Genomic DNA, 26,448 nt, shown 5'->3' on the forward strand with positions numbered 1-26,448 from the left:
AAAGTCGGACGACTTACATGGCTGACGACGCGCAACTGCTGGCCTCGCGGCCGGCGCCGAAAGCCGTGAAATTCGGCGAAGGCTTCGTCATGGACGCCTGGTACGTGGCGGCCCTGTCGCCCGAGCTGAAGCCGGGCAAGATGGAAAGCCGCGAATATCTTGGCGAGCCGGTCCTGATCGGCCGCACCAGGGCCGGGGCCGTCTACGCCCTGCGCGACGTCTGCCCGCACCGCGCCGCCAAGCTGTCGGCCGGCAAGGTCCGCGCCGACGCCGACGGCCGCGAAACGGTGGAATGCCCCTATCACGGCTGGCGGTTCCACACCGACGGGGCCTGCGCCAAGATCCCGTCCCTGACCGCCGACAACCCGCTGGACGTTTCAAAAGTCCGTGTACGGAAATATCCGCTGGTCGAAGCCCAGGGCCTGGTGTGGATCTGGATGTCGGCCGACCCGCGCTTCGACGGCGTTCCGCCCGAGCCGCCGCCGACGATCCCCGGCGTGGTCGGCGGCAAGCCCAAGCTGGTCGACCATCTGGACTACGACATCCATATCGACCACGCCGTGCTGGGCCTGATCGACCCGGCCCACGGCCCCTATGTGCACCAGCAGTGGTGGTGGCGCACCAGCGCCAGCCAGCACGAGAAGCGCAAGGCCTTCGCGCCGTCCGAGGCGGGCTTCACCATGGTGCGGCACGAGCCCAGCAAGAACTCCAAGGCCTACGCCATCCTCGGCGGCGAGCCGCTGACCGAGATCACCTTCCGCCTGCCGGGGCTGCGCTGGGAGCATGTGAAGGTCGGCGACCGGCAAGTGCTGGCCCTGTCGGCCATGACCCCGATCAACGCGAACAAGACCCGGATGAACCAGATCATCTGGTCCGACCACCCGGCCTTCAGCCTGCTCTATCCGGTGATCCGTATGGCCGCCCGCGCCTTCCTGCGCCAGGACGGCAGGATCGTCGAGGCCCAGACCCGGGGCCTGCGGGACAATCCGGCCCTGATGTGGGTGGGCGACGCCGACCAGCAGGGCCGCTGGTACCATCAGCTCAAGCGCGAATGGAACGCCAGCCGGCGGGAACGGCGGGCGTTCAGCAATCCGGTGGAGGAGACGACGCTGAGGTGGCGGACGTAGGGGCTTTCCCGGAGCCTCCCCACCTTTCAGCCGTCATTCCCGCCCTTGTGGCGGGAACCCCTCTCTCCACCGCAAGGGCGGAGGTGCGGCGCGCCAGCGCGCCAAGGCGCTTCACCATCAGCTGAACCAGGGGTTCCCGCCACAAGGGCGGGAATGACGGCGGGTATGGGAGTGACGAACCCGCCCGCAGCGGCGAGGCCGCGCCTTGAAACCTTGATGGCGAGCCTGCTCTGGCGTCTGGCCGTGTCAAGGACCGCCCCTGGCGGCCGCGTCGCGGCGGCGCGACGCGCCGTCCTTGACACGGCCAGACGCCAGAGCTCCGATCCACCAAGGCTTTAAGGCGTGGCCCCATCCGGGGCGGATGGGGTTCCCCATGAAGCCAGACGGCCAATAAAGTGGCCGATCACCAATACCGCGGTGAGCACCAAAGCGCTCATCCAGAGAGGCATCCACTCCCTCCGAAGCGCTGGATCCCGCAAGCTCGTCCAACTGTTCCCCACGATGATGACGACGCCTACACCCCGCCATACGTAGGAAAACACGAGCGCACAGTACGCATTTATCGCGTAGTACTGACGCCGCCATCCAGTCGGCTTGATGTCCGATCGCGGACGGCGCCAAGCCCGTTCGATCTCCTCCATCGTCGGCTCGCGTGATGCGCTTTCGAGATCGTCAGCCGCCACCCCCTAATCTTTCCGTACGCACCGCAAGATCAGCTTGTCGATCCGCGACCCATCCATGTCCACGACCTCGGCGTCGAACCCGCCCAGCTCGACGATCTCGCCCTCGCGGGGGATGCGGCCCAGGCGGTCGAGGACCAGGCCGGCGACGGTGTGGTAGCCGCCCTCGGCCTCGAAGTTCTCGCCCAGGGCGTCGTTCAGCTCCTGGATGTCCAGGCGGGCGTCAACCAGCCAGGTGCCGTCCTCGCGGCGCAGGATGCGGCTGTCGCTCTCGTCGTGGTCCTCGGGGAAGTCGCCGGCGATCATTTCCAGCAGGTCCAGCGGGGTGATCGCCCCCTGGATCGAGCCGAACTCGTCGACCACCAGGGCCATGTGCAGCGGCGTCTGCTTGAACACCGCCATGGCCCGCAGCAGCGACATGGTCTCCGGAATGGCGATCGGCTGCTGGACGTGGCTCTTGATGTCGATGACCTCGCCGCCCAGGCAGGCGTCCAGCAGGTCCTTCTTGAGGATCACCCCGATGTCGCCGTCCAGGTCGCCCTCGCTGGCCACCACGATGCGCGAATAGGGACAGTCACGGATTTCCTGGAGGATTTCCTCCTGGTTGTCGGTCAGCGAAATCCAGAACAGGTCGCGGCGCGGGGTCATGGCCACCCGCACGGGGCGGTCGCCCAGGCGCAGCACCTCCTGGATCATCGAGCGCTCCTCCGGCTCGATCAGGCCGGCGTCGGCCCCCTCGGCCAGGACGATCTCGACCTCCTCGGCGGTGATGTCGTTGGTGCGCTCGTCGCGGATGCCCATCAGCTTGAGAATGGTGGCGGTCGAGACCGTCAGCAGCGTCACGAACGGGCGCAGGACCACGGCGACCACCGCCAGGAACGGGGCCATGCGGCGGGCGATGGCGTCGGGGAACAGCAGGGCCAGGCGCTTGGGCACCAGCTCGCCCAGGATCACCGAGACATAGGTCAGGCCGATGACGACGACGATGGTGGCGATCGCCTCGGAATGGGCGCCCAGCACCGGCTTGTCCTTGAGCCAGACGTCCAGGGCCGCGGCGAGCGTCGCCTGGCCGTAGGCGCCGGCCAGGATGCCGATCAGGGTGATGCCCACCTGCACCGCCGACAGGAACCGCGTCGGGTGCTCGGCCATGGCCAGGGCCAGCTTGGCGCCCTTGTCGCCCTTGTCGGCATAGGTCTGGAGGCGGGCCCGCCGGGCCGAGACCACCGCCAGTTCGGACATGGAGAACACCCCGTTCAACAGAACGAGGAGCAAGACGACGACGAGCGCGAGGAGGATCATGGCCCTTCAGGGTTGGCGCGGCCCAGCGGGCGCGGTTGGGCCACTATACAAAAGAAAACGCCGCGGCCCACCAGGGACCGCGGCGTCGTCTTGTCGAAGCGGTGTTCGGCTTACTGAGCCGGACGCGCCATCGCCGTCTTGTTGGCGGCGATTTGCTTCTGAGCGTCGTGCTGGCCGGGGGGCAGCGGGATCAGGCCGCGGCCTTGCAGGTAGCCGCCACGACCGCTCGCCGCGTCCGAGGTGAACTCGGAGACGAACTCGGCCAGGCCCGGCGTCACGCCGATATTGGCCTTCTTGACGTAGATGAACAGCGAGCGCGACAGCGGGTAGGAGCCGTCGGCGATCGTCTGGGCCGAGGGCTTCACGCCGTTGATCGAGGCGCCCTTGATCTTGTCCATGTTCTCTTCGAGGTAGGACCAGCCGAAAACGCCCAGCGAGCCGGGGGTCTTGGTCAGGGTGCCGACAATGGCGTTATCGTTCTCGCCGGCGTCGATCCAGCCGTCGTTACGCAGCGGATCGACCAGCGACTTGAACTTCTTTTCGTTGTCCGAACGGATGGCGTCGGCGGTCGGGAACTTGCGGGCGCCTTCCTCGATGGCCAGTTCCACGAAGGCGTCGCGGGTGCCCGAGGTGGGCGGCGGGCCGTAGACGTTGATGCGGTTGCCCGGCAGGCCCGAACCGACCTCGTCCCAGGTCTTGTAAGGGTTGGCCACGAACTGGCCGCCCTTCAGGACCTGCTTGGACAGGCCCAGATACAGGTGTTCGCGCTTGAAGTTGTAGTCAGCGCCGTCCTTGTCGGTGGCCACGACGATGCCGTCGAAGCCGATCTTGATGGCGACGATGTCCTTGACGCCCTTGGCGGCGCAGGCGTCGAATTCCGACTTCTTCATCGGACGCGAGGCGTTGGCGATGTCGGGGAAGCCTTCGCCCGTGCCCGAGCAGAACAGCTTGATGCCGCCGCCGGTGCCGAGGCTTTCAACCTTCGGGGCCTTCTTGCCGGACTTCTTGGCGAAGTTTTCGGCGGTGCGGGTGGCGAACGGGAACACGGTCGAGGAACCGGCGGCCCAGACATAGTCGCGGGCGGCGTGGGCGGGGGCGGCGGCGAGGCCCGAGAGGGCGACGGCGGCGGCCGCGCAGGAAAGAAGCTTCTTCATGGAGGACTCCTGGAGTCTCTGGGAGCGTTGAAAGAAGAATCCGGGCCGATCCCGAAGATCGGCCCGGAAGGGTCTTAGAAGTCCATCTGCGCGCGCAGTTGGAACTGCTTGACGTCGTAGTCTTGGTTCAAGCCGATGTTGTCGACCTTGCCGTCGGTATAGTTCGCCTGGAAGCGGACATAACCGGTCAGGTAGTAGTTCGCGCCCAGGGTCCAGGCGGTGTATTCGCCGGCCTGCGAGGTCGCCGGCTTTACCTTCAGGGTGTCGTAGGCGTCGTTCAGGTCGGCGAAGTCGTAGCGGACGGCCAGTTCCAGACCGCCCCAGCCGCCGGCCGTGATAGGGTTCAGGATCTTCGGACGGCCGAACTCGCCGGTGACGCTGTTGTAGTTACGGGTTTCGCCCGTCGGCCAGAAGCTGACGAAGGCGTAGCCGACCTTCACGGTCGGATCGCTGCCCGCCGTGCCGGCGCGGGTCACGTCGATGCTCGAATATTCGCCTTGCACCGAGAACGGACCGTGCATCCAGGCGCCTTCGAGGGCCCAGGTGTTGTCACGGTTGCCGATGCCGCCGGTCGTGTACAGCGTGCCGTTGCTGTAGGCGGTGTTGGTGCGGCCGGTATAGGCGAACATGCCTTCGTCGCCGCGGTTGCGGTAGCGGTACGAAGCGCCCAGGTGGACCTTGTCGGTGTCGGTGACGATCGGCGCCCAGTGGCCGCGACCGGTGACGACCAGACGTTCCTTGGCGTCGGCGTTGGCGGCCGTCACGTCGGCGTTGTTGAGGCTGCCGCCCTGCACGCCCAGAGTGGCGCTGTAGTTCGGGCCGACATACTTGCCCACGACGCCCAGCTGGTAGCTGTCGACGCCGAAGTCACCGTACGGGCCGCGGTCCATGAAGGTGGTGAAGCGGGTCGAGGTCAGGTTTTCCAGGCCGGCGACCTTGACGTTGCCGAACAGCAGGCTGGTGAATTCGGTCGGCTTGACTTCGAGGACCACGTCGTCCCAGCCCCAGGCTCCGCCGTTCACCGCGCCGCCTTCGACCTTATAGGCCACGTAGTTGTTCAGCTTGCCCTCGACGCCGATGAAGGCTTGGCGGCCGCGAACGTTGCTGGTCTTGTAGTCACCGGCTGAACCGCCGTCCTTATCCACGTCTTGGAAAACGGCGTCGAGCAGGATCCGGCCGCGAACCTTGAAGTAGACGTCGTCGTTGGTCCATTGCGGCGCGCCTTTCCAGGCGACCGTGGTGTCTTGCGCGTGAGCCGCGACGCCGAGGCCGCAGGCGAGCATGACGCCCAGCGCCGCGCCGCTGACCAGCGAGGTCTTGTTCCGCATGTGAGAATTCCCCTTAAGGCTTTGCCCCCTGCCCGTTGGTCCGGATCAGGTAGAAGCGCTTTACGGGGGTCCCGTGACGGTTCCGCCACCCTTTGATGACAGACCGATGACAAGCCTTTTCAAGGTGTTAATTGTGGCCCGGAGGCCACATAAATGCACCTCAGAGGAGACGTGTGCGGATGATCTGTGAAAGCAGGTCAATCAGCGAGACGGCCACCACGATGACCAGGACGATGCAGCCGGTCTGGTCGTACTGAAAGCCGTTGATGGAATCGAGCAGCACCTGGCCGACGCCGCCGGCCCCGATCAGGCCAAGGACGGTGGCCGATCGGCTAGACGACTCGAAGCGGTAGAGCGCGTAGCTGGTCCATAGGGGCGCGACCTGCGGGATCACCCCCCAGACCACTTCCTGCAGCTTGACGGCGCCGGTGGCGCGCACGCCCTCGACCGGGCCCTTGTCGATCGACTCGACGGCCTCGGCGAACAGCTTGGCCAGAACGCCGCCGGTGTTGAACATCAGGGCCATGACCCCGGCGAACGGGCCCAGGCCCACGGCGGTGATGAAGATCAGCGCCACCACCAGGTCGGGCAGCGAGCGGATGATGTCCAGCACCCGGCGCACGGGCTGCTGGATCCACCACGGGGTGATGTTGCGCGCGCCCAACAGGCCCAGGGGGATCGCCACCAGGATGGCCAGGGCCGTGCCCCACAGCGCCATCTGGATCGTCTGCCACATCTTGCCGATGTAGAGCGGCCAGTCGGCGGCCATGAACGCCTTGGGATCGGTGAACGGCGAGAAGAAGCCGCGGCCGAACTCCTGCATCTTGCCGGCTTCGGTGACCAGCTGCGGGAACTTGTCGATCTCGGCCGGCTTGAAGCTGATCACCAGCAGGGCGATCACCCCGCCCCACAGCAGAAGATCGAAGGCGCGCGCCGAGATCGGCTTGCTGGGCGGGGGCGGAATGACGTCGTTCATGGCGGGTCGGTCGTGGCGGGTCAGTTGACCGGCGCGGCGAGGCCGGCCTTGCCTTCGGCGGCCACGCGCTCGGCCTTGATGCCGGCCAGGGCCGTCTCGGCCGCCGCCAGCTTGGCCGCATCGCCGGACTCGCGGGCCAGGCCCACGTGCTCCAGGGCCTCCATCTCGCGCACCACCAGCAGGTGGGTGTCGTCGGCGGCCTTGAAGCCGCCCATCGACAGGCGCTTGAGGTTGGCGCGCTGCTGGGCCGCGACCGGGGTGTCGCCCTGGCCGTAGGTCAGGAAGAACTGACGCACCTTTTCCTTGACCACCGGATCCAGGTCCTTGCGCCAGACGATCGGATCCTCGGGCAGGGTCGGCGATTCCCAGATCACCTTGACCTTGTCGGCCTGGGCGCCGCCCTTGGCCAGGCGGTTGAGGCTGAGGGCCGTGGAGTTGTTGGTCGCCGCGTCCAGCTTGTGGTTGGCCACCGCGAACAGGTTGGCGTCATGGCTGGCGCTGAGCACGGTCTTGAAGCAGGTCTCGGGCTTCTTGTCGGCCGGGATGAACAGGTAGGTCATCGGGGCCAGGGTGCCCGAGGTCGACTTCTTGTCGCCGATGCCGAAATCCAGGGTCTTGTCGCACTTGAGCAGGCCCTCGACCGTCAGCTTGCTGTCGGCCGGCACGATGATCACCGACTTGTAGCCGTCGGTCCCCGACGGGTCGAAGGTGCGGGCGAAGACCTCGCCGCCCGAACGGCGCACGGCCTCCAGGCCCGAGGCGTTGGAGAACCAGCCCACGTCGGTCTGCTTGGCGCCCATGGCCACGATCAGCGACGAGTAGTTGGACGAGAAGAACGGCTTCACCTTCATGCCGGTCGACATCTCCATGTCGGCCAGGATGGGCTTCCAGTAGCTCTCCATGTTCTGGGCCGACTCGGTCGACAGGATCGAGAACACGATGGTGTCCTTGGCGGCCGGCGCGGCGGCCTTCTTCTCTCCGCACGCGGCGAGCGTCAGGGCGGCGACGAGGCCGAGACCGGCGACCACTCGGCGCGAGATTAGGGTGCGGCGGATCATTGCGGAGCTCCTTCCCAGAATACGTCCTCGAATTCCGGGCCGTAGATGTCGATGAGTTTGTCGCGGCCCAGGCCGTTGGTCGGGCCGTCATAGACCTTCTTGCCGGCCTTCAGCGCCACCACCCGGTCGCAATAGCGCAGGGCGTAGTCGACCTGGTGCAGGGTGACGACCACGGTCAGGCCGTCGGTCTTGTTCAGATCACGGAGGATCTCCATGACCTTGCGCGCCGAGACGGGGTCGAGCGAGGCGACCGGCTCGTCGGCGAGGATGATCTTGGCCTTCTGGACCAGGGCGCGGGCGATGGCGCCGCGCTGCTGCTGGCCGCCCGACAGCGTGTTGGCGCGCTGGGCGGCGTAGTCGGCCACGCCGACCCGATGCAGGGCGGCCATGACCGCGCCGCGGGTCTCGGCCGGCCAGGCGCCGAACAGGCCGCGCGCGAAACCGATCCGGCCCAGCGAGCCGAGGGCGACGTTGGTGAACAGGGTCAGGCGGCCGACCAGGTTGAACTGCTGGGCGATGAAGCCGATGCGGACGCGCGCCTTGCGCACCTGGTCGCTGACCTTGCCCTTGGCCTGGACCGGACCGCCGAAGGCCGTGATCGTGCCTTCGCCGCCCTTCTCCTGGGCTGGCGCGTCGATGGTCTGCAGGCCGTCGATCGAGCGCAGCAGGGTGGATTTGCCCGAACCCGAGGGACCGATGAGCGCGATCATCTCGCCGCGACCCACGTCGAGCGAAACGGCGTCCAGCGCCCTGCGCGACCCGAAGGTCTTGGAGGCGGCGCGGATCGAGAGAACTGGGTCCGACTTCATGGTCGGGGCGAATCCTTAACGTGGTTTCGAGTGCTGGGAAATGCGTTCGTCGGTTTGGGGCACGGACGCAACGGATTTGTGACGGATGTTGGATCGATTTCCCCGCCCGCGCCGACCGACGGGGAACGCGAACCGCGCCGGAAGCTTGGCCGGGACACGGTTCGCGCCCCCGCGGGAACCCCGGATCCAAAAGACTCTTTACATCCTCGGGGTATGCCCCTATCTCGCTCGCTCCGGCGGACCCGAAGTCCTCATAAGCGCTGCTAACGCCGGCCTGGGTTTAACTTCTGCAGGGGTCTACGTGAATTGCACACGTACCATACTCCCCTGGACCTGGTCCGTGAGCGGTCACCGGAACGTCCCGTCGCACTCGTGCGGCCCGACGCGGTTTCCGTAGCGGCGCGCTGGTTCCAGGCTGAATTCAAAGGCGACGTCTTTTACGCGGTGAAGGCCAACCCTTCGCCGTGGGTGATCCGCGAGCTCGCGGACGCCGGCGTACGCTCCTTCGACGTGGCGTCGCTGAACGAGGTCGAGCTGGTCGCCCAGCACGCCCCCGGTTCGCGGATGGCCTTCATGCACCCGGTGAAAAGCCGCGTGGCGATTTCGGCCGCCTATTTCGATCACGGCGTGCGGACGTTCTCGTTCGACACCCATGAGGAACTGGCCAAGATCCTGGACGCCACCGGCCAGGCCAAGGACCTGAACCTGATCGTCCGCATGGGCGTGCAGGCCGAGGGCGCGGCCTATTCGCTGTCGGGCAAGTTCGGCGTCGAGCCGCACAACGCCCCGGCCCTGCTGCTGGCCGCCCGCCGCGCCACCCAGGACCTGATGGGCGTCAGCTTCCACGTCGGCAGCCAGTGCATGCGCCCCACCGCCTACCAGGCGGCGATGGCCCAGGCCTCGCGCGCCCTGGTGCGGGCCGGCGTGCTGGCCGACGTCGTCGACGTGGGCGGCGGCTTCCCGTCGATCTATCCGGGCATGGCCCCGCCCGAGCTGTCGGAATACCTGGCCGCCATCGACCGGGGCTTCAACGACATGATGGTCCACGAGACCACCGAGCTGTGGTGCGAACCCGGCCGGGCTCTGGTGGCCGAGGCCTCGTCCCTGCTGGTCAAGGTCGAGCTGAAGAAGGGCGACGCGCTCTATCTGAACGACGGCTCGTACGGCTCGCTGTTCGACGCGGCCCACATGAAGTGGCCGTTCCCGGTCAAGTTGTTCCGCAAGAACGGCGAAGTGGTGGAAGAGGGTCTGCGCCCGTTCCGCTTCTACGGCCCGACCTGCGACAGCGTCGACCACATGCCCGGCCCGTTCTACCTGCCGGAAAGCGTCGACGAGGGCGACTATATCGAGATCGGCATGCTGGGCGCCTATGGCGTGGCGATGTCGACCCGCTTCAACGGCTTTGGCGACACCGAAACCGTCGAGGTCCAGGACGCCCCGATGGCCTCGATGTACGGCCTGGCCAAGCGCTCGATCCCGACCCCGCGGCCCGAGGCCGAGGAGCGCAAGATCGTCCGCTTCTCGCGTCCCAAGGGCGCGGCCGGCAAGAAGCGCCGTCGTCGGTAATGAACCTGGAAGGGCGGAGGACAAAATCCCCGCCCTTCGACAGGCTCAGGGTGAGGATTTTGACTGAACCGCCGCTGCAATAGCCCTCATCCTGAGCTTGTCGAAGGACGAGGGCGAGCCCACGACGTCAAAACGTCACTAAGCACCGTGACAAATCTGAGTTAAACCGCGCGCCGCATCCATCGCTTCAGCGTTTGGATACGAACCGCATTCCCCATCGCCCCCGTCGGTCGCTCCGTCCTGACGAAGGGTTTGTTTTCACGACGGGCGTCCAAAGTCAGGGAAACCGAAGCGATGAACGCTCCCGTTCCGAACAACACCAAGGCCGAGCTGCTGCAGAACGTCGTCGAGCACATCGACATCACGTCGTTCGACGCCCGCCCGATCATCGACGCCATGCGCAAGATGTCGTTCAGCTCGCGCGACACCGCCCGCGCCGCCGACATCTTCAACATGGCGCTGGAGGACAAGTCCTGCTCGCCGTGGCTGATACTGGCCGGCTCGACCTCGGCCGGCGGCTGCATGCACGTCTACCGCGACATGGTGAAGAACGGCATGATCGACGCCGTGGTCGCCACCGGCGCCTCGATCGTCGACATGGACTTCTTCGAGGCCCTGGGCTTCAAGCACTATCAGGCCGCCGGCCCGGTCGACGACAACGTGCTGCGCGACAACTACATCGACCGCATCTACGACACCTATATCGACGAGGAAGAGCTCCAGAACTGCGATCACACGATCCTGGAGATCTGCAACCGCCTGGAGCCGCGCGCCTATTCCTCGCGCGAGTTCATCTGGGAAATGGGCAAGTGGCTCTCCGAAGGCAACGCCAAGAAGCCCGGCTCGCTGATCCAGACCGCCTACGAGGAAGGCGTGCCGATCTTCTGCCCGGCCTTCGTCGACAGCTCGGCCGGCTTCGGCCTGGTCAAGCACCAGAAGGAACGCATCGCGGCCAAGCAGCCCTATCTGATGATCGACGCGGTCGCGGACTTCCGTGAACTGACGGACATCAAGATCGCGGCCGGCACCACGGGCCTGTTCATGGTCGGCGGCGGCGTGCCCAAGAACTTCGCCCAGGACACCGTGGTCTGCGCCGAGATTCTCGGCGTCGAAGCCGACATGCACAAGTACGCCATCCAGATCACCGTAGCCGACGTGCGCGACGGCGCCTGCAGCTCCTCGACGCTGAAGGAGGCCGCCAGCTGGGGCAAGGTCAACACCACCCACGAGCAGATGGTGTTCGCCGAAGCCACCACCGTGGTGCCGCTGATCGCCTCGGACGCCTATCACCGCGAAGCCTGGAAGGGCCGCGAAAAGCCGCGCTGGCAAAAGCTGTTCGCCAAGTAAGGCGTCTTGATACGGATGCTTTGAGAATGCAGGGTCCCCGGAGTGCTTCCGGGGACCTTTTTTCATGCGCGCATCATGGATTGTCGCGGCGGCGGGTCTGGTGTTGGCGGGTTGCGCCGGTCTTGGCGGCGACGCCTACCTGACCAAGGGCGCCTATGACGGGCGCCAGGTCGTGCCGCCGCCGCCCGTCCGGGGCTCGGCCGTCGACGATCAGGACCGCCGGACGTTCCTGGAAACCCGAAAGCTGAAGGACAGCCCGCGCTGGTCCCTGGCCCAGCAGGACGCCCATGAGGCCCGGATCATGGACGCCTACAGCTGCGCCCTCGGCGTCACGCCCAGCCGCCAGACCACGCCCCGGCTGGCGGCCATGCTGCGCCGGGTCGGCCGCGACGTGCGGCCGGCCATCGCCGGTCCCAAGCGGCTGTACGACCGCAGGCGCCCCTACCAAGTGGACCGCGGCCCGATCTGCGCCCGCAGCGGCATGATCGTGGCCCTGACCCCGGACTACCCTTCCGGCCACGCCACCTGGGGCTGGACCGTCGGCCTGCTCCTGGCCAAGGCCCAGCCGCAGCGCGCCGACGCCATTCTCGAGCGCGCCCGGGCCTATGGCGAGAGCCGCGTGGTCTGCGGCGTGCACAACGCCTCCTCGGTGGACGCCGGCCGGATCAACGCCGCGGCCCTGGTCGACGCCCTGAGCGCCTCGTCGGCTTTCCAGGCCGACCTGGCGGCGGTCGGCGCCGAGCTGGACGCCGCGCGGGCGGCGGGGCCCGCCCCGGGCAAGGCCCGATGCGAGACCGAAGCCGCGCTGCTGGCCCAGCCGCTGCCCTGAAACCCTCCCCCTGTGGGGGGAGGCGATCGCGCGGCGATCGGTGGGGGGAGTTTTAGGATCGTGGATCGCATATCCGGCCATCGCCTCATCACTCCCCCCACCGTCGTCCCGTACCAAGTCCGGGACGACACCTCCCCCACAGGGGGAGGAACGGTTGCGCGAGGCCTTCCCGCCCTCTACCTCTTGGCCATGGCCCATCACGCCGCTTGCGATCACGATCACCACAACCACGGCGTCGCCGGCTCGGCGCTTGCGGCCGAACTCGCCGCCGCCGAGGCGCGCTGCGGGGCGGCCGAGCAACGCCTGACCGCGCCCCGCCGCCGGGTGCTGGAACTGCTGCTGCAAGCCGGCCAGCCGGTGAAGGCCTACGATCTGATCGCCAGCTTCGCCATTGATGGTCCGCCCGCGAAGCCGCCCACCGTCTACCGGGCCCTGGACTTCCTCGAGAAACAGGGCTTCGCCCACCGCATCGAGAGCCTCAACGCCTATGTCGCCTGCCGCAAGGAGGCCGACGGCCACGCCGCCGCCTTCCTGATCTGCGACTGCTGCGGCGCCACTCGCGAGATCGAGCCCAAGGCCAGCGCCGAGATCATCGCCGCCGGCGCCTCGGCGGGCTACACCCTGACCGGCGTGACGATCGAGGCGCACGGGCTGTGCGCCGATTGCCGCGACGCCTAAGCGCCTAGGCGCCCTCGCCAAAGTCTGTACACTTTTAACGATCGAAGACCCGCCTCACCGCCTTTTGGGAGAGCGAGATGACCGATCGTGAACCGGCCAAGACGCACTGGTGGCACAGCGCGCCCGTCGTGCTGAGCGCCATCGCCGGCCTGCTCACGGCGATCACGGGCCTGGTCGTCGGCCTGCACCAGGCCGGCGTGATCGGCGGCGGCGGTGCGGAACGGTCGGCCGCGGCGGCGGCCGCGCCAGCCGCCACGCCCTCGACGGCGACGCCCGCCGCCACCCTGGCCGCGCCCGCTCCGTCCGTCGCCGCCGCGCCGCCGAGCGGACCGCCCCTGACCGGACCGCCCGGCCGAAACCTGCTGTCGCCGCAGAATGGCGGGCGCCTGGTCGCGGCGCCGACCAAGGCCTGGTCGTCGGCCAATGATGATGTCCTGGCGGAAGGCACGACCATCACCTTCCTCGACGCCTTCGCCATCTTCGGCTTTCAGGACGACCGACCCGCCACCTTCGACCGCTTCGGCATCCTGGTCCCCAAGGCCGATGAAAATCCCGCCACCATCGAGATCGCCGTCGGCGACGCCATGACCGGTCCGTTCCGGCCGCTGGCCAAGGTGCAGATCCTGAACCTGTACGTCGCGGCGAATGACGGCTGGCAGTATTTCGACCTGCCCAAGACCACCGCCCGCTATGTCAGGATCACGACCAGCGAACGGCCCGACCATGGCGTCATGGGTTATCTCAGCGAGCTCAGCCTCGACGAGAAACCCTCGCTCGACGAGAAGCCCCGGACGAGGTCCAAGGACTAGGCGTCGGGGGTGTCTCTGGGGACACGCCGCGAGGGCATGTCCCCGGCGGAGATTGCGAACCTCGTACGAACCCCGGTAGACTCGAACGACCGTTCAACCCTCCCCGGAACCGCCGCCATGACGACCCAAGAAGCCGTCTTCCCCGGCGTCGAGATCTGGCGCGGCGGGGTGAACACCTGGGACTGCGACGAGATGGGGCACATGAACGTGCGCTTCTACGTCGTGCGGGCCATGGAGGGCCTGGCGGGGCTGGCGGCCGAGCTGGGCCTGCCGCACGCCTTCTCGCCCTACGCCAACGCCACCGTGGTGGTCCGCGAACAGCACATCCGCTTCCTGCGCGAGGCCCATGCCGGGGCGACCCTGCACATGCTGGGCGGGGTAATCGAGATTTCCGACACCGAGGCGCGGGTGCTGCAGCTGCTGGTCCACACCGCCACCGGCCAGCTGGCGGCCACCTTCCAGACCACCATCGCCCACGTCACCCCGCGCGAGGGCGAGGCCTTCCCCTGGCCGCGCGTCGTGCACGCGCGGGCGGCGGCGCTGAAGGTCGAGGTTCCCGAGCAGGCCCGGGCCCGCAGCCTGGACCTGTCGCCGTTCGAAACGACGGCCAGCCTGGAGCGCGCCGACGCCCTGGGCCTGAAGCGGATCGGCCTGGGCGCCCTGTCGCCGACCGATTGCGACGTATTCGGACGAATGCGCGCCGAGCAGTTCATCGGCCGGGTCTCGGACGGCATCGGGGCGTTCATCGGTCCGTTCCGCGACACCGTGGTCGCCCATGCCGAGACCAAGCCGGCGCGGGTCGGCGGCGCGGTGCTGGAATACCGGTTGGTCCAACTGGCCTGGCCCCGGACCGGCGACCGGGTCGAACTTCGCTCGGGCCTGGTCGGGACGCAGGGTCAGGCCATGCGCGTGGTGCACTGGATGCTGGACCCGACCACCGGCAAGGCCTGGGGCACCTCCGAGGCCGTGGCCATCACCTTCGACCTCGACGCGCGGAAGGTGGCGCCGATCTCGGACGCCGCACGCGCTGAGCTGGCGAAGTCGGCGGTGGCGGGGCTGGCGCTCTAGGCGCGAAGGTCCCGCCAGTAGCGGCTCGGATCGATCGCCCCGAGGTCTGAGAAGCGTCCGGACACTTCCAAGCCCGAGATCGCCTGTGTCAGGACCGGAGGCAGATCGACGACACCCCTTGGCGTTCGCGGCTTCGCGACCAACTCGTAGATGCCCCGCTGCCCTGCCTCCGTACGGTGGACGTCAGTCCAGTCGAACATGAAGACGCCGCGACGCGCGAGGTCGATAAAGGAAGCGGGGTTTGGCACATCGACGACGAACTCGACCTCCGAACAGATCTCCAGTGCATCGACGAGACCACCGAGATCATCCAGAGGCAGGCGCGAGCCTTCAAGGGCCAGCGCGGGGATGGGCCCCTCTCCTGCAGTTATCAGCATGGCCAGATGCCCAACCTCGTCCGAGACAAGCCAGCCGCAATCGATCTGGCTGGGATAGGGTTGCGTCGCGGCGTCCATCAGCGCGGTTCGCTGGTCGCCATCTCGAAGATCGCTTCCCGCGCCAGGTCCGGGCGCTCCATCGGCAGGAAGTGGCTGGCGCCCGCCACCGTCTCGACGCGGATCAGGGGATGGCGGCGCATCAGACCGGTTCCGCCGCCGACATGGGTGGTCGAGCCCTTCTCGGCCTTGAGGATGCGCGTCGGGCAGCGGACGGCGCCCATCGCCCGCCAGGGATCGTGGGCCTGGGCGCTGTAGTTGGAGGCCTCCCAGGCCGGGGCGCAGGCCAGCTCGACCGTGCCGTCGTCGCGATCCCGGAAGCCGCCGCCGACATAGTCGGCCAGCATCGCCTCGGGCCAGGTGCGAAACGCCCCGCGCCCGCGATAGGCGGTGAAGGCGGCCTCGCGGCTTTCGAACACGGCGCGGCGGCGCAGCGCGCCCTGCACCATCGGCAGGCGCCTCCACAGCGCGCCGGAGGTCCAGGGCATGTGGGCGTAGAAGGCCATGAGCCGGGGCATGATCACCGGGTCCAGCAGCACCAGGCCGCGCACGGCGTCGGGCGCCGCGGCGGCGGCCAGCAGGCTGACGGTGCCGCCCATCGAGTGGCCGGCCAGCACCACGGGCTGCGTCTGGTCCAGGGCGGCCAGCAGGGCCAGCAGGTCGTCGCGCAAGTCCAGCCAGTTGCGCCGGTGATCGGGGTCGGCCGCCAGGCGGCTGGAGCCGTGGCCGCGCTGATCGACCGCCAGGATCCGCAGGCCGGCCGACAGCGGGGCCAGCAAGGCGCGGTAGGTCTGGCCGTTGAAGCCGTTGGCGTGGACGAAGACCACGTCGACCGGGCGGTCGGTGGGCCCGAACTCCAGCACCGCCATCTCGCCGGCCCCGGCGCGGCTGGCGATCGGGATGAAGCGTCGGCGAGGGTCACGGAAGACGGCCGCGTCCATGGCGAGATGCTCCTGCTGCGGCCACTGGCTCCTAAGGTAGGCGCGCGGCGTTACCTCGTCCATGGAGAGCCCCATGAAACCGCCCGCAAGCCCGCCCCCTGGCCCCGTGGCCACCATCGGGTATGAGACCGACACCCTGGACGGCGTGATCGCCCGCCTGAAGGCCGCCGGAGTCGAGACGGTCGTCGACGTCCGCGCCGTGGCCGCCTCTCGCCGGCCCGGCTTTTCGAAGACCCTGCTGGGAAACAGCCTGAAGGCCGAGGGGATCGACTATGTCCACCTGCGGCCCCTGGGCACGCCCAAGGCCGGGCGCGAGGCGGCGCGGCGGGGCCGCACCGAAGAGATGCGCCGCATCTTCCACGCCCACCTCGCCGAGCCGACGGCCCAGGTGGCGCTGGGCCAGGCGACCGCCCTGGCGGGCGAGAAGCGGATCGCCCTGCTCTGCTACGAGACCGACGCCCGGTGTTGCCACCGGGCGATCGTGGCCGACGAGATCCAGGCGCGGCTCAAGTGCGAGGTGGTGGATCTCTGACGCCGTGCCGTGAACACTTGCCCCCACCTGTCCGCCCCCATAGGGGGCGGAGGACGCGCGCTCGGCTCCTCTTCCCCCTCTGGGGGAAGACGGTCGCGAAGCGACCCGTAGGGGGCAAGTGTTCGCTGACCTGATCTCGCCGAACTTACGCCGGCGTCAGCTGCCACTCGCCCTTGGTGTCCTTGCAGGCGCTGTAGCGCTCGCTGGTGGGCGCCGCGCCCTGGGTGCTGATCGAGGCCTTGATGATCCGGCAGCTGGGGGCCGGGCCGTAGCCGCTCTGGCTGAGCAGCCCGGCCGAGACGTAGCCGACGCCATAGCCGTCGCGGCCGATCAGCAGCCAGTTGCTGTTCGGCGCGCCGCCCAGCACCTGGACCCGATCGCCGGCCGCCAGCTTGCCGACCACCTTGCCGCTGGTCGAGGGACCCGAGCGCAGATTGGCGGTGGAACGGGCGGTGTAGTCGCCGCCGACGGCGTCGTAGCGGGGCAGCACCGTCACGCCGCGCCCGAAGCGCAGGCCGTCGCCGCTGATCGGCGGGCCGTACGAGGACGACACCACGTCGATGCGGCCCGAGGCGCCGGTGCGCGAATTGCTCCAGGTCTCCGACTGGCCGTTGTCGAGGGCCTTCTTGGTGGCCTGCTGGGCCATGGCTTGGTCGGTCGACTGCATGCGGCAGCCGATATAGGCCCCCGCCGCCGCCCCGGCCGCCGCGCCCAGCACCGTGCCGAGCGTCTTTTCGTTCTTGCTGACCTGGCGTCCCAGCAGGGCGCCGACCCCGGCTCCGATCAAGGCCCCGCCTTCCTGCTTCTTGCCCGAGCCCTCGCAGGCGAACAGCCCGCCGATACCTTTGGACTGGGCGGCCATCGCCGGCATCGGCGCGGCGATCATCGAGGCGAGAACGGCGCCGATCGAAAGGCTGGTGGCGATCGAATGTTTGACCATGGGGGAAGGTCTCCTTCGCAAGACTTAGAGCCCTCGGTTGAAGGCCCGTTGGCGCCCGACGCGCCCGTGATACAAAGTGATCAACGATAAGGGAGAAACGCGCGTGCAGGACAAGCCAGACTATAGCTGCTTCGATGTCGAGATCGAGACAGGCGTGGCGCATCTGCGCCTTAAGCGCCCGGAAGCCCTCAACACCATGACCCGGGCGTTCTGGAACGAGCTGCCGGCGATCATCCGCGACATCAACGATAACGCCCGGGCCCGCTGCATCGTCATCTCCTCGACCGGCAAGCATTTCTGCGCCGGCATGGACCTGTCGGTGTTCACCGACGGCGAGGGCGTGACCGGCGGCGAGCCGGCCGACCGCTTCGTGGCCGCCGAGAGCTTCCGACGCCATGTCCACCACCTGCAAGACACCTTCAGCTGCCTGGACGAGGCGCGCATGCCGGTGATCGCCGCCATCCAGGGCGGCTGCATCGGCGGGGCGGTCGACTTCACCAGCGCCTGCGACATCCGCTACGCCAGCGCCGACGCCTTCTTCACGATCCACGAGATCAATATCGGCATGACCGCCGACGTCGGCACCTTCCCGCGCCTGTGCAAGCTGATTCCGGAGGGCTGGGTGCGCGAGCTGGCCTACACCGGTCGCCGCCTGCTCGCCGCCCGGGCGCGCGACATCGGCCTGGTCAACGAGGTGTTCGCCACCCACGAGGAGGTGGTCGCCCACGCCCTGGCGACCGCCCGCGAGATCGCGTCCAAGTCGCCGCTGGCCGTGGCCGGCAGCAAGGTGATGATCAACTACGCCCGCGACCACACCATCAAGGACGGCCTGGACTACATCGCCACCTGGCAGACCGGCATGTTCTCGCCGCCGCACATGATGGAGGCCTTCCAGGCCAAGGCCCAGGGTCGCGAGCCGGCCTATCCGGACCTGGCGCCGCTGAAGAAGCGGATGTAGCGGGCGGGGCGGAGGTTCGTTTCGCCCCGCCTCCCTTCAAACCTTGTCCATAGTCGACGAAGCCTATCCACGGGTTTGCCCGCATTGGCGGGGCCCGCCGCACGGCTGACGCTTCCAGCGTCAAGGAGGCTAGGCCGTGCTCCGTTCCATCGCTGGCGCGCGCCAGGTTTCGAGAAACAACGGTTTCGCCCGCTCTTCAGCGGCGGCGATCGTGGCGGCCTTCGTGCTGTCCTCGGCGCCCGCCGATGCGCAGGTTTCGGACGTGGCGGACGCCACCGTCCTGGGCTGGTCGCTGAGCAACCTGCGCATCGGCCTGCGCTTCGCGCCCGATTACATGGGCTCGGACGACTATCGCCTGCGGCCAAGCGGCAGCATCAACATTTCGCGGCGGGGGCGACAGCCCACCTTCGGCGCTCCGGACGACGGCGTGAGCCTTGGTCTGTTCGGCGGCCAGGACTGGTCGGCCGGCCTGTCAGGGCGCTGGCGCTCCGGGCGCGACGACGACGGCGACCTGACAGGCTTCGCGAAGATCGATGGAACGGTCGAAGCCGGCGCCTTCGTGAACTACTGGCCCAAGGTTTGGCTGCGCCTTCGCGGCGAGGCCCGTCACGGATTCGGCGGCCACGGCGCATGGGTGGCCGACCTGGGAGCCGACTTCATATGGCGCGAGGCGCCGCTCGTCGTGTCGGTCGGGCCACGCCTGTGCTGGGGCGAGGATAAATTCATCCGCACCTATTTCAGCGTCGATCCGACCGAAGCCGCCCGCAGTCCGTTCGGGATCGCGCCCTACGCGCCCGACGGCGCCGCCTGGACCGCCGGCCTCGTGGTCAGCGCGGAGCGCCGCGTGAGCCGTCATTGGAGCGTGGCGGCCGTCGGTCAATATCGTCGGCTGCTCGGCGACGCGGCCGACAGCCCGATCGTCGCCGACCTGGGCTCGCCGGATCAGTTCAGCGCGACCCTCGGCGTCCGCTACACGCTGGGAAGGTGAGGGACCCGCATCGAGGGCGGATCCTAGACCTCGAACCCTTCCGGCAATTCGGCGCTGGTCAGGTCGCAGCCGTCGAGCTTGCACCGGGTCAGGTCCGCGTCGATCAGACGGACGCGGCGGGCGCCGGCGCCGGTCAGGTCGGCGCCGCGCAGCACGGCGCGGCTGAGGTCGGTGCGCAGGACGCGGCCCGGGGCGATGGCCAGCGGCCCCAGCTTGGCTCCGGAGAGGTCGGCCCGCGACAGCTGGGCGCCGACCAGCCGGGCGCCGCGCAGGTCGGCCCCGCGCAGATTGACCCCGCGCAGGTCGGCGTCGGCCAGGTTGGCCCCCTGCAGCTCGACGTTCTCCAGGTCCATGCCGAAGAAGATGGCCCCCGGGGCGGACAGGCCGGCCAGCCGTCGCTTGCGCAAGCGCTTCAGCGGCCGGAAGTCGACCATCGGGATCTTGGCGATCGCGCCGTCGGCGCCCTCGCTGGTCACATAGAGCTCGTGCGCCTCGAGCACCTCGTGCAGGGGCGCGTCGTCGACATAGATCAGCGGCGGCGGGGCGCGCAGCACCTCGGTCAGGTCGGCGCCGTCGAAGGTGGTTCCGGCTAGGTCGGCGCCGGTCAGCACCGCCCGGCGCAGCGACGCGCCGCTGAGGTCGGCGTTGTGGAGGTTGGCCTGGGTGAGGTTGGCGCCGTTCAAGGTCGCCCGGTTCAGCCGCGCGCCCTGCAGGCTGACCCCGGACAGATCCGCGTCGGTCAGGTCGGCGACCTGGGCGAAGCCCCCGCCCACCTGAGCGCCGTCCAGCTTGGCCCCGCGGATCACGGCATGGCCCAGCTCGCCGCGCCGGGCCCGGTGCTGCAGGATCTTGAAGCCTTCGACGCTGTCCTGGGTGGCGGTGACGCCCTCGCGCAGGTCGCAGCCGGAAAGGTCGGCGCCGCTCAGATTGGCCCCGCGCAGACAGACGCCGCGCAGGTCGCAGCGCGCGAGGTTGGCCTCGCGCAGGTCGGCGTCGCGCAGGTCGGCCCCGTAGAGCGTGGCCCGGGCCAGGACGGCGCGCGCCAGCAGGGCGCCGGACAGGCGGGCGCCGGTCAGGTCGGCCTCGGAAAGGTCGACGCCCTCCAGATTGACGTTGTCGAGATCGACATAGGAGAGGTTGGCCCGAGTCCCGGCCGGCAACCCCTTGAGGTAGCGGGCGTGCGCCTCGATCGCGGCCTTCAGCGCCTTGGGCGGAAGCGAACGGATCAGGCTCTGCGGGGTGGAGGGGACGGCGGACATGCGAAGGGCTCTATTTTCAGCGAGCCTGGCAGCACAGCTTTAAGGAAAGGTTCGGTTTGTCCCGAAAAGTCAAAGCCATCCGCGTCTTTTGAACCATAGCAGCGGCCCGGCCGCGGCGATGATCATCAGAAGCAGGGCGAACGGGTAGCCGTGCAGCCAGGCCAGCTCGGGCATGTGGACGAAGTTCATGCCGTAGATGCCGGCCACCAGGGTCGGCGGCAGGAACATCACCGAGAACACCGAGAAGATCTTGAAGATGGCGTTCTGCTCGATGTTGATCAGGCCCAGGGCCGCGTCGAGCAGGAAGGTGATGTTGCCCGACAGATAGCCCGAATGGTCGGTGATCGACACGACGTCGCGCTGCAGCGATTTGAGATGGTCGCGCAGTTCCTTTTCGCCGGCGAACTGGTCGGCCAGGGCGGCGAAGCTGAGCAGGCGGGCCAGGCTGACCAGGCTGTCGCGGGCCTTGGAATTGATGATCTGGGCTCGACCCAGGCGGTTGAGGATCGCCTCGAACGCCGTGCCGCGCGGCCGGCTGAAGATGATCCGCGACTGGGCCTCGACCTCGGCGGAGGTGCGCTCGAGGATGTCGGCGGTGCGGTCGATCATCGCGTCCAGCAGCCCCAGGAACGTCTGGGCGCCGCTGGGGCACAGGCTGGGCTGGCGCTCGGCCTGGGCGGCGAACACCGCGAAGGCCTTGGGCTCGACATAGCGGATGGTGACCAGTCGCTGGCCGGTCAGCACGAAGGTCACCGGCGCGGCCGTGGGCAGGTCGCCGTCGGCGTTGACCAGCACCGTGGCGGTCATGAACGTGCCGCCGTCTTCCTGGTAGAGGCGCGAGGAGGCCTCGATCTCGGACATTTCCTCGCGGGTGGGCAGCAGCAGGCCGATCGATTTTTCGACCGCCACCTCCTCGGCGCGGGTCGGATCGACCAGCTCGATCCACACCGCGTCGGCGGGCAGCGCCCAGTCGGGCGTCAAGCCGCCGGGCTCGAAACCCGGCGCGCCGTGGCGCAGCACCCTCAGCATATGGAAATGGCCTTGCTCACGCGCTGGGCATGGCCCAGAGCGCGCACGGCGTCAACGCGCGGCTTGCGGCTTGTCGGTGTCTTGTGACGACGACTGGGATTGCGACTGCGCGATCAGGGCCGCGATGCGGTCGGTCGAGTCGGCGGCCTGGTTGATCATGTCCAGCGGCGAGCTGGCGCGGACCGAAGCGGCGACCTGGTTGGCGGCCGACTTGGCCAGCGAGACCGCGGCGTTCTGGGCCAGGGCCAGCTTGCTGGTCGCGGCGGCGATCGTGACCGCCTGGTTGTTCTGGTAGATGAAGCCGTGGGTCGGATAGACCGTGGTGCCCAGGTCGCGGATCGGATCGTACCAGACCTTGACCTCGCTCCAGTCGCCGGCCGGCGAGACGTCGACCACGGTGACGTCCTGCTCGACCTGGCCGCGGCCGCCGTCGATGATCGACCAGTTGGCGTGGGTCACCTGGATCACGCGGTCGGTCAGCACCTGGCTGACGAAGGCGACGTGGCCGAGGTTCATGCGGGCCGTGGGCTTGAAGCAGAGGACGGCCCCGGCGCGGGGGACGAAACCAGTGTCGTACTTGCCGACGGCCTGGCTCCACCAGGTGCGGGCGTCACCGAAGATCTGGATTCCCGACATTAGACGCGCGAACGGAACGCACTGCCAATACCCGTCAGCGACCGCGCCGGACATCGGCACAAGGCTGATCATGGCGGCAGCGGCCAGGGAACCCCAGAGGGCTCTCGTCCGTTTCGTCATGCTGTGGGTACTCCCCGCGTCACTAGGGTTAAGGGATAACCCTCGCAGGGAAAGATGAAAAGTCTGTTTATCCGACTTTCGCCGTGGCAGGTCGTCGCTCCCGCCAGCCGTTAGCCCAAGATTTCATTCGTTCTCGCGCCGGTTTCTCGACCAGATGGTACGAGATCGCCGACAGCGGAACGAGTGCAGCCACCACCGCCAGCCAAGCATAGAGCGGAAGCTGATCGCCCTCGATCTTCAAAAGCTTGAGCGCTGCATTGACCGCCAGGATCTTCCACGGGATGCAGATCATGTAGGTCGAGTAGCTGATCTCGCCCAGATACACGAGCGGGGCCTGAGTCGCGACGCGCGACCCGGTCGCGGCCAGGCCGGCCAGGGTCACGATCAGCCCGCCCAGCGTCATGACGATCACTTGATCGGGCGCGTTGAAGTGCACGGCCAGCAGCACGGCGGCGCCCGCCAAGCAGGCGCCCACCCCCGAAAAGCGGCCGGTGACCGCGCCCGAGCGCCACAGGGCGTGCAGGGCGCAGCCATAGGCGAAGCACGGCACGATCCGCAGGAAGCCCCAGCGGATGGTCGCCTCGGTCAGCGGAAAGCCCGCCAGGGTCTGAAAGACGGGATAGAGGATCGCGATCAAGGCCAGGGCCAGGCCGACGGCAAGGCGCGGCCGCGCCCGCAGCCGCCAGGCGGCCCAGCCGAAGGCCGGGAAGCAGAGATAGGCGAACCACTCGGCCGAGATCGACCACGACGGATGGTTCCAACCCGAGACCGGCGCGAAGCCCCAGGCCTGGACCAGCAGCAGATTGGCCGGCAGGGCGCTCCAGGCCAGCATGTTGCGGTCGACGGCGAGCCCGGCCAGGCCCGCGGCGGCGGCCATCAGCCCCACCCCCGCCAGGGTGACCAGGTGCAGCGGATAGACCCGCGCCAACCGGTTCCACAGGAAGTCGCCATAGCGGAACCGCCCGTTCCCGACGCCCTGCAGATAGACGTGGCAGAGGATGAAGCCCGACAGGGTGAAGAACGCCTCGACGCCCAGATAGCCCTTGCCGATCATCGCCGGCGGGACCGCCGCCGAGAGGTTTGGCCAATAATGGAACATCACCACCCAGAAGGCGGCGAAGAACCGAAGGGCCGTCAGGGGCTTGATATTGGCGGCGTCGGGCATCATGTCGACTCTCGGTTTGGCGAAGCCTGGGGGCTTCCGTCGCGTTCCTTGCATGAACGGCGCCTATCGAGGGGATAGGCGATGACGCGTTTTCCGAACCCGAACTTAGATCGGTCCGATGAACGAACTCCTTCTTCTCGCCGCGAGCCCAGCCGCCTGGGCCGCCCTGGTCACCCTGATCGTCATGGAAGTCGTGCTCGGCATCGACAACCTGGTGTTCATCTCCATCCTCTCCAACAAGCTGCCGCCCGAACATCGACAGAGGGTTCGCCGGATCGGCATCTCCCTGGCCCTGATCATGCGGCTGGTCCTGCTGTCGACCATCGCCTTCATCGTCGGCCTGACCGCCCCGGTGTTCGACCTGGGGATCGCCGGCCCGCTGTCGCACGGCGAACCCAGCTTCGAGACGGCCTTCTCGTGGCGTGACCTGATCCTGATCGCCGGCGGCGTCTTCCTGATCTGGAAGGCGACCAAGGAGATCCACCACAGCGTCGATCCCAACGCCGACGAGTCCGCGCCGGACGTCAAGACGGCGGCGATCTCCAATGTCGGCGGCGCGATCTTCCAGATCATCCTGCTGGACATCGTGTTCTCGATAGACTCGATCCTGACGGCCGTGGGCATGACCGATCACCTGGCGATCATGATCGTGGCGGTGATCGTCGCGGTCGGCGTGATGCTGCTGGCCGCCGACCCGCTGGCCAACTTCATCAACGCCAACCCGACCGTGGTCATGCTGGCCCTGGGCTTCCTGCTGATGATCGGCACGGTGCTGATCGCCGAGGGCTTCGGGGTGCATGTGCCCAAGGGCTACATCTACGCCGCCATGGCCTTCTCGGCCGGAGTCGAGGGCCTGAACATGATGTCACGCCGCAAGGGCGGGAAGAAGGGCCACTAGGAAGCGTCGCCCCTCCCCCTGTGGGGGAGGCGATCGCGAAGCGATCGGTGGGGGGAGTTTTGGGATCGTCGATCCGGGCGGCGGCCAACTGCCGACCACTCCCCCCTCCGTCGGCTGCGCCGACACCTCCCCCACGGGGGGAGGGCCGTTCCGGCTTGCGAACCGCCAAGCTCGCCCGCATGAAGCGGCCCAGTGACGTAAGTGGGAACAGCATGACCGCCCAGACCTTCACCGACACCGAGCGCCGGATGACCCTGGTCGGTCTGATGATCGTCTTCCTGCTCAGCGCCCTGGACCAGACGGTGGTCTCCACGGCCATGCCGCGGATCATCGCCGAACTGAATGGCCTGACCCTCTACGCCTGGGTGACCACCGCCTATCTGCTGACCTCGACGGTGATGGTGCCGATCTGGGGCAAGCTGGGCGACATCTACGGCCGCAAGCCGGTGCTGCTGGCCGGCATCGCCATCTTCCTGGCCGGCTCGTGGCTGTCGGGCCTGTCGGGCGAGTTCGGGACGGTGCTGGGCATGAGCGGCATGGTCCAGCTGATCGTGTTCCGAGCCCTGCAGGGGATCGGCGGCGGGGCGCTGTTCACCACCGCCTTCGCGATCATCGCCGACCTCTATCCGCCGCGCGAACGCGGCAAGTTCGCCGGCATCTTCGGCTCGGTGTTCGGCTTGGCCAGCGTGCTGGGCCCGCTGATCGGCGGCTATTTCACCGACCACGGGACGGTGCTTCTGGGCGGCCACGTGATCGCCGGCTGGCGCTGGGTATTTTACGTCAACCTGCCGCTCAGCCTGCTGTCGCTGTTCATGATCCTGGTGAAAATGCCGCCGCTGGAGCACCGGCGGACCGGCGCGGTCGACTATGTCGGCGCGATCCTGCTGGTCGCCGCCTTCGTGCCGCTGCTGCTGGCGCTCAGCCAGGGCGGGCACGACTTCGCCTGGAGTTCGCCCCAGAGCCTGGGCCTGTTCGCCTTCTCGGCCGTGGCGCTGGCTCTGTTCCTCTACGCCCAGACCAAGGTCAGCAACCCGCTGGTGCCGCTGCGCCTGTTCCGCAACACGGTGTTCGCCACCTCCAACCTGGCGGGCTTCCTGATCTCCATGGCCTTCCTGGGCGTGGTGACCTACCTGCCGCTCTACATGCAGCTGGGCCTGGGCGTGAACGCCACGACCAGCGGCCTGGCCATCCTGCCGCTGATGGGCGGGCTGATCGTCGCCTCGACCGCCGCCGGCCAGGTGGTCAGCAAGACCGGCCGCTACAAGCCGCTGATGATCGGCGGGGCGGTGCTGCTGCTTGTGGGGATCGGGCTGCTGACCCGGGTGACCGTCCACACCAGCCTGCCCGACCTGTGCTGGCGGATGGCCATCGTCGGCCTGGGGCTGGGGCCTGGCCAGAGCATGTTCAACATCGCCACCCAGAACGCCGTCGAGGTGCGCGACATCGGCGTGGCCACCAGCTCCAACCAGTTCTTCCGCCAGATCGGCTCGACGATCGGGGTGGCGCTGTTCGGCGCCCTGCTGACCCATCGCTTGGCCGACGAGGGCCAGGGCTTCGACCTCGGCTCCCTGCAGGGCCTGGCGCTGAAGGCCACAGCCCCCATTGGCGCCGGGGGCGCGGCCCGTCAGGCCGACGCGGGCCTGGCCCAGGCCCTGACCCACGCCATCACCGGCGTGTTCGCCGCCGGGTTGTTGGTGATCGCCCTGGGGCTGGTGGTGATCTTCCTGATCCCGGAGCTGCCGCTACGCGGGCGTCAGCCGGGACCGGAGCCGGTGCTGGAGAAGGAACCGGTTTAGGCCGGAGACGCGACTGGAGACAGG

Annotated in this window: 25 protein-coding genes; 12 read left to right on the plus strand and 13 right to left on the minus strand. The window is 68.2% G+C overall.

Annotated features, from left to right (window positions below):
• Positions 1-17 precede the first annotated feature (17 nt).
• A complete protein-coding gene (locus ASD38_RS11680; RefSeq protein ID WP_056460250.1) occupies positions 18-1,127 on the plus strand; it encodes an aromatic ring-hydroxylating oxygenase subunit alpha in 1,110 nt (369 codons plus the stop codon).
• 686 nt (positions 1,128-1,813) lie between these two features.
• Here the strand turns inward: ASD38_RS11680 and ASD38_RS11685 are convergent.
• The 6 genes from ASD38_RS11685 to ASD38_RS11710 all read right to left on the minus strand — a co-directional run bounded on the left by ASD38_RS11685 (position 1,814) and on the right by ASD38_RS11710 (position 8,431).
• Complete coding sequence (locus ASD38_RS11685; protein WP_056440336.1) at positions 1,814-3,106, minus strand: hemolysin family protein; 1,293 nt, start codon at positions 3,104-3,106, stop codon at positions 1,814-1,816.
• Positions 3,107-3,216: 110 nt separating this feature from the next.
• On the minus strand, positions 3,217-4,260 hold the full coding sequence (locus tag ASD38_RS11690; RefSeq protein ID WP_056440333.1) for a substrate-binding domain-containing protein: 1,044 nt from the start codon (positions 4,258-4,260) through the stop codon (positions 3,217-3,219).
• A gap of 74 nt (positions 4,261-4,334) precedes the next feature.
• On the minus strand, positions 4,335-5,588 hold the full coding sequence (locus ASD38_RS11695) for an OprO/OprP family phosphate-selective porin (RefSeq protein ID WP_056460252.1): 1,254 nt from the start codon (positions 5,586-5,588) through the stop codon (positions 4,335-4,337).
• 160 nt (positions 5,589-5,748) lie between these two features.
• Positions 5,749-6,564, minus strand: coding sequence for a phosphonate ABC transporter, permease protein PhnE (gene phnE, locus ASD38_RS11700; RefSeq protein WP_056440329.1), 816 nt, complete (start codon positions 6,562-6,564; stop codon positions 5,749-5,751).
• Positions 6,565-6,584: 20 nt separating this feature from the next.
• On the minus strand, positions 6,585-7,622 hold the full coding sequence (phnD, locus tag ASD38_RS11705) for a phosphate/phosphite/phosphonate ABC transporter substrate-binding protein (protein ID WP_056460254.1): 1,038 nt from the start codon (positions 7,620-7,622) through the stop codon (positions 6,585-6,587).
• A complete protein-coding gene (locus tag ASD38_RS11710; RefSeq protein WP_056460256.1) occupies positions 7,619-8,431 on the minus strand; it encodes a phosphonate ABC transporter ATP-binding protein in 813 nt (270 codons plus the stop codon). The genes phnD and ASD38_RS11710 overlap by 4 nt, the downstream gene beginning before the upstream one ends.
• Positions 8,432-8,737: 306 nt before the next feature.
• On the opposite strand from ASD38_RS11710, the gene ASD38_RS11715 reads away from it, so the two are divergent.
• The 6 genes from ASD38_RS11715 (at position 8,738) to ASD38_RS11740 (ending at position 14,728) form a co-directional block, all read left to right on the plus strand.
• Positions 8,738-9,997 carry a type III PLP-dependent enzyme gene (locus ASD38_RS11715; RefSeq protein ID WP_056460258.1) on the plus strand — a complete coding sequence of 420 codons (1,260 nt, stop codon included), beginning with the start codon at positions 8,738-8,740 and terminating at the stop codon, positions 9,995-9,997.
• A 294-nt stretch (positions 9,998-10,291) separates the two neighbouring features.
• Positions 10,292-11,344: a 1,9-bis(guanidino)-5-aza-nonane synthase gene (locus ASD38_RS11720; RefSeq protein WP_056440320.1), complete on the plus strand. Its 1,053-nt coding sequence runs from the start codon at positions 10,292-10,294 to the stop codon at positions 11,342-11,344.
• A gap of 64 nt (positions 11,345-11,408) precedes the next feature.
• Complete coding sequence (locus tag ASD38_RS11725; protein ID WP_056460260.1) at positions 11,409-12,173, plus strand: acid phosphatase; 765 nt, start codon at positions 11,409-11,411, stop codon at positions 12,171-12,173.
• A gap of 189 nt (positions 12,174-12,362) precedes the next feature.
• Positions 12,363-12,851 (plus strand): Fur family transcriptional regulator, encoded by a 489-nt coding sequence (locus tag ASD38_RS11730; protein WP_156390675.1) that lies wholly within the window; start codon positions 12,363-12,365, stop codon positions 12,849-12,851.
• Positions 12,852-12,928: 77 nt separating this feature from the next.
• On the plus strand, positions 12,929-13,660 hold the full coding sequence (locus ASD38_RS11735; protein WP_056460262.1) for a hypothetical protein: 732 nt from the start codon (positions 12,929-12,931) through the stop codon (positions 13,658-13,660).
• A gap of 117 nt (positions 13,661-13,777) precedes the next feature.
• Positions 13,778-14,728, plus strand: a complete 951-nt coding sequence (locus ASD38_RS11740) for a thioesterase family protein (protein WP_056460264.1) — start codon at positions 13,778-13,780, stop codon at positions 14,726-14,728.
• On the opposite strand, the gene ASD38_RS11745 is transcribed toward ASD38_RS11740, so the two are convergent.
• The gene (locus ASD38_RS11745; RefSeq protein WP_056460265.1) at positions 14,725-15,183 is read right to left on the minus strand and encodes a hypothetical protein; all 459 of its coding nucleotides are present in this window, start codon (positions 15,181-15,183) and stop codon (positions 14,725-14,727) included. The two genes, ASD38_RS11740 and ASD38_RS11745, sit on opposite strands and share 4 nt — an antisense overlap.
• Positions 15,183-16,103 (minus strand): alpha/beta fold hydrolase, encoded by a 921-nt coding sequence (locus ASD38_RS11750; RefSeq protein ID WP_056460266.1) that lies wholly within the window; start codon positions 16,101-16,103, stop codon positions 15,183-15,185. Before ASD38_RS11750 ends, ASD38_RS11745 begins: the two co-directional genes overlap by 1 nt.
• Before the next feature lie 73 nt (positions 16,104-16,176).
• On the opposite strand from ASD38_RS11750, the gene ASD38_RS11755 reads away from it, so the two are divergent.
• Positions 16,177-16,635 (plus strand): DUF488 domain-containing protein, encoded by a 459-nt coding sequence (locus ASD38_RS11755; RefSeq protein ID WP_056460267.1) that lies wholly within the window; start codon positions 16,177-16,179, stop codon positions 16,633-16,635.
• A gap of 145 nt (positions 16,636-16,780) precedes the next feature.
• On the opposite strand, the gene ASD38_RS11760 is transcribed toward ASD38_RS11755, so the two are convergent.
• A complete protein-coding gene (locus ASD38_RS11760; RefSeq protein WP_056440307.1) occupies positions 16,781-17,575 on the minus strand; it encodes an SH3 domain-containing protein in 795 nt (264 codons plus the stop codon).
• 103 nt (positions 17,576-17,678) lie between these two features.
• Between ASD38_RS11760 and ASD38_RS11765 the strand changes: the two genes are divergently transcribed.
• Both ASD38_RS11765 and ASD38_RS11770 read left to right on the plus strand, forming a co-directional pair.
• The gene (locus tag ASD38_RS11765; RefSeq protein ID WP_056461387.1) at positions 17,679-18,533 is read left to right on the plus strand and encodes a crotonase/enoyl-CoA hydratase family protein; all 855 of its coding nucleotides are present in this window, start codon (positions 17,679-17,681) and stop codon (positions 18,531-18,533) included.
• A 211-nt stretch (positions 18,534-18,744) separates the two neighbouring features.
• Positions 18,745-19,521 (plus strand): MipA/OmpV family protein, encoded by a 777-nt coding sequence (locus tag ASD38_RS11770; RefSeq protein ID WP_156390676.1) that lies wholly within the window; start codon positions 18,745-18,747, stop codon positions 19,519-19,521.
• 23 nt (positions 19,522-19,544) lie between these two features.
• Here ASD38_RS11770 and ASD38_RS11775 read toward each other — a convergent pair whose 3' ends face one another.
• From ASD38_RS11775 to ASD38_RS11790, 4 genes are all read right to left on the minus strand, one after another.
• Positions 19,545-20,780, minus strand: a complete 1,236-nt coding sequence (locus ASD38_RS11775; RefSeq protein WP_056440303.1) for a pentapeptide repeat-containing protein — start codon at positions 20,778-20,780, stop codon at positions 19,545-19,547.
• Between the two features lie 69 nt (positions 20,781-20,849).
• Positions 20,850-21,809, minus strand: a complete 960-nt coding sequence (locus tag ASD38_RS11780) for a magnesium transporter CorA family protein (RefSeq protein WP_056440302.1) — start codon at positions 21,807-21,809, stop codon at positions 20,850-20,852.
• A 51-nt stretch (positions 21,810-21,860) separates the two neighbouring features.
• On the minus strand, positions 21,861-22,565 hold the full coding sequence (locus tag ASD38_RS11785) for a CHAP domain-containing protein (protein WP_156390677.1): 705 nt from the start codon (positions 22,563-22,565) through the stop codon (positions 21,861-21,863).
• Positions 22,566-22,632: 67 nt separating this feature from the next.
• Positions 22,633-23,730 (minus strand): acyltransferase family protein, encoded by a 1,098-nt coding sequence (locus tag ASD38_RS11790; protein WP_056461390.1) that lies wholly within the window; start codon positions 23,728-23,730, stop codon positions 22,633-22,635.
• A 118-nt stretch (positions 23,731-23,848) separates the two neighbouring features.
• Here ASD38_RS11790 and ASD38_RS11795 point away from each other — a divergent pair, with 118 nt between their 5' ends.
• Positions 23,849-24,628, plus strand: a complete 780-nt coding sequence (locus ASD38_RS11795) for a TerC family protein (protein ID WP_056460272.1) — start codon at positions 23,849-23,851, stop codon at positions 24,626-24,628.
• Positions 24,629-24,840: 212 nt separating this feature from the next.
• Positions 24,841-26,424 carry an MDR family MFS transporter gene (locus ASD38_RS11800; protein WP_056460274.1) on the plus strand — a complete coding sequence of 528 codons (1,584 nt, stop codon included), beginning with the start codon at positions 24,841-24,843 and terminating at the stop codon, positions 26,422-26,424.
• The last annotated feature ends 24 nt before the right edge of the window (positions 26,425-26,448 follow it).

Origin of the sequence: Caulobacter sp. Root487D2Y, assembly GCF_001427165.1 — a bacterium.
Taxonomy (GTDB): domain Bacteria; phylum Pseudomonadota; class Alphaproteobacteria; order Caulobacterales; family Caulobacteraceae; genus Caulobacter.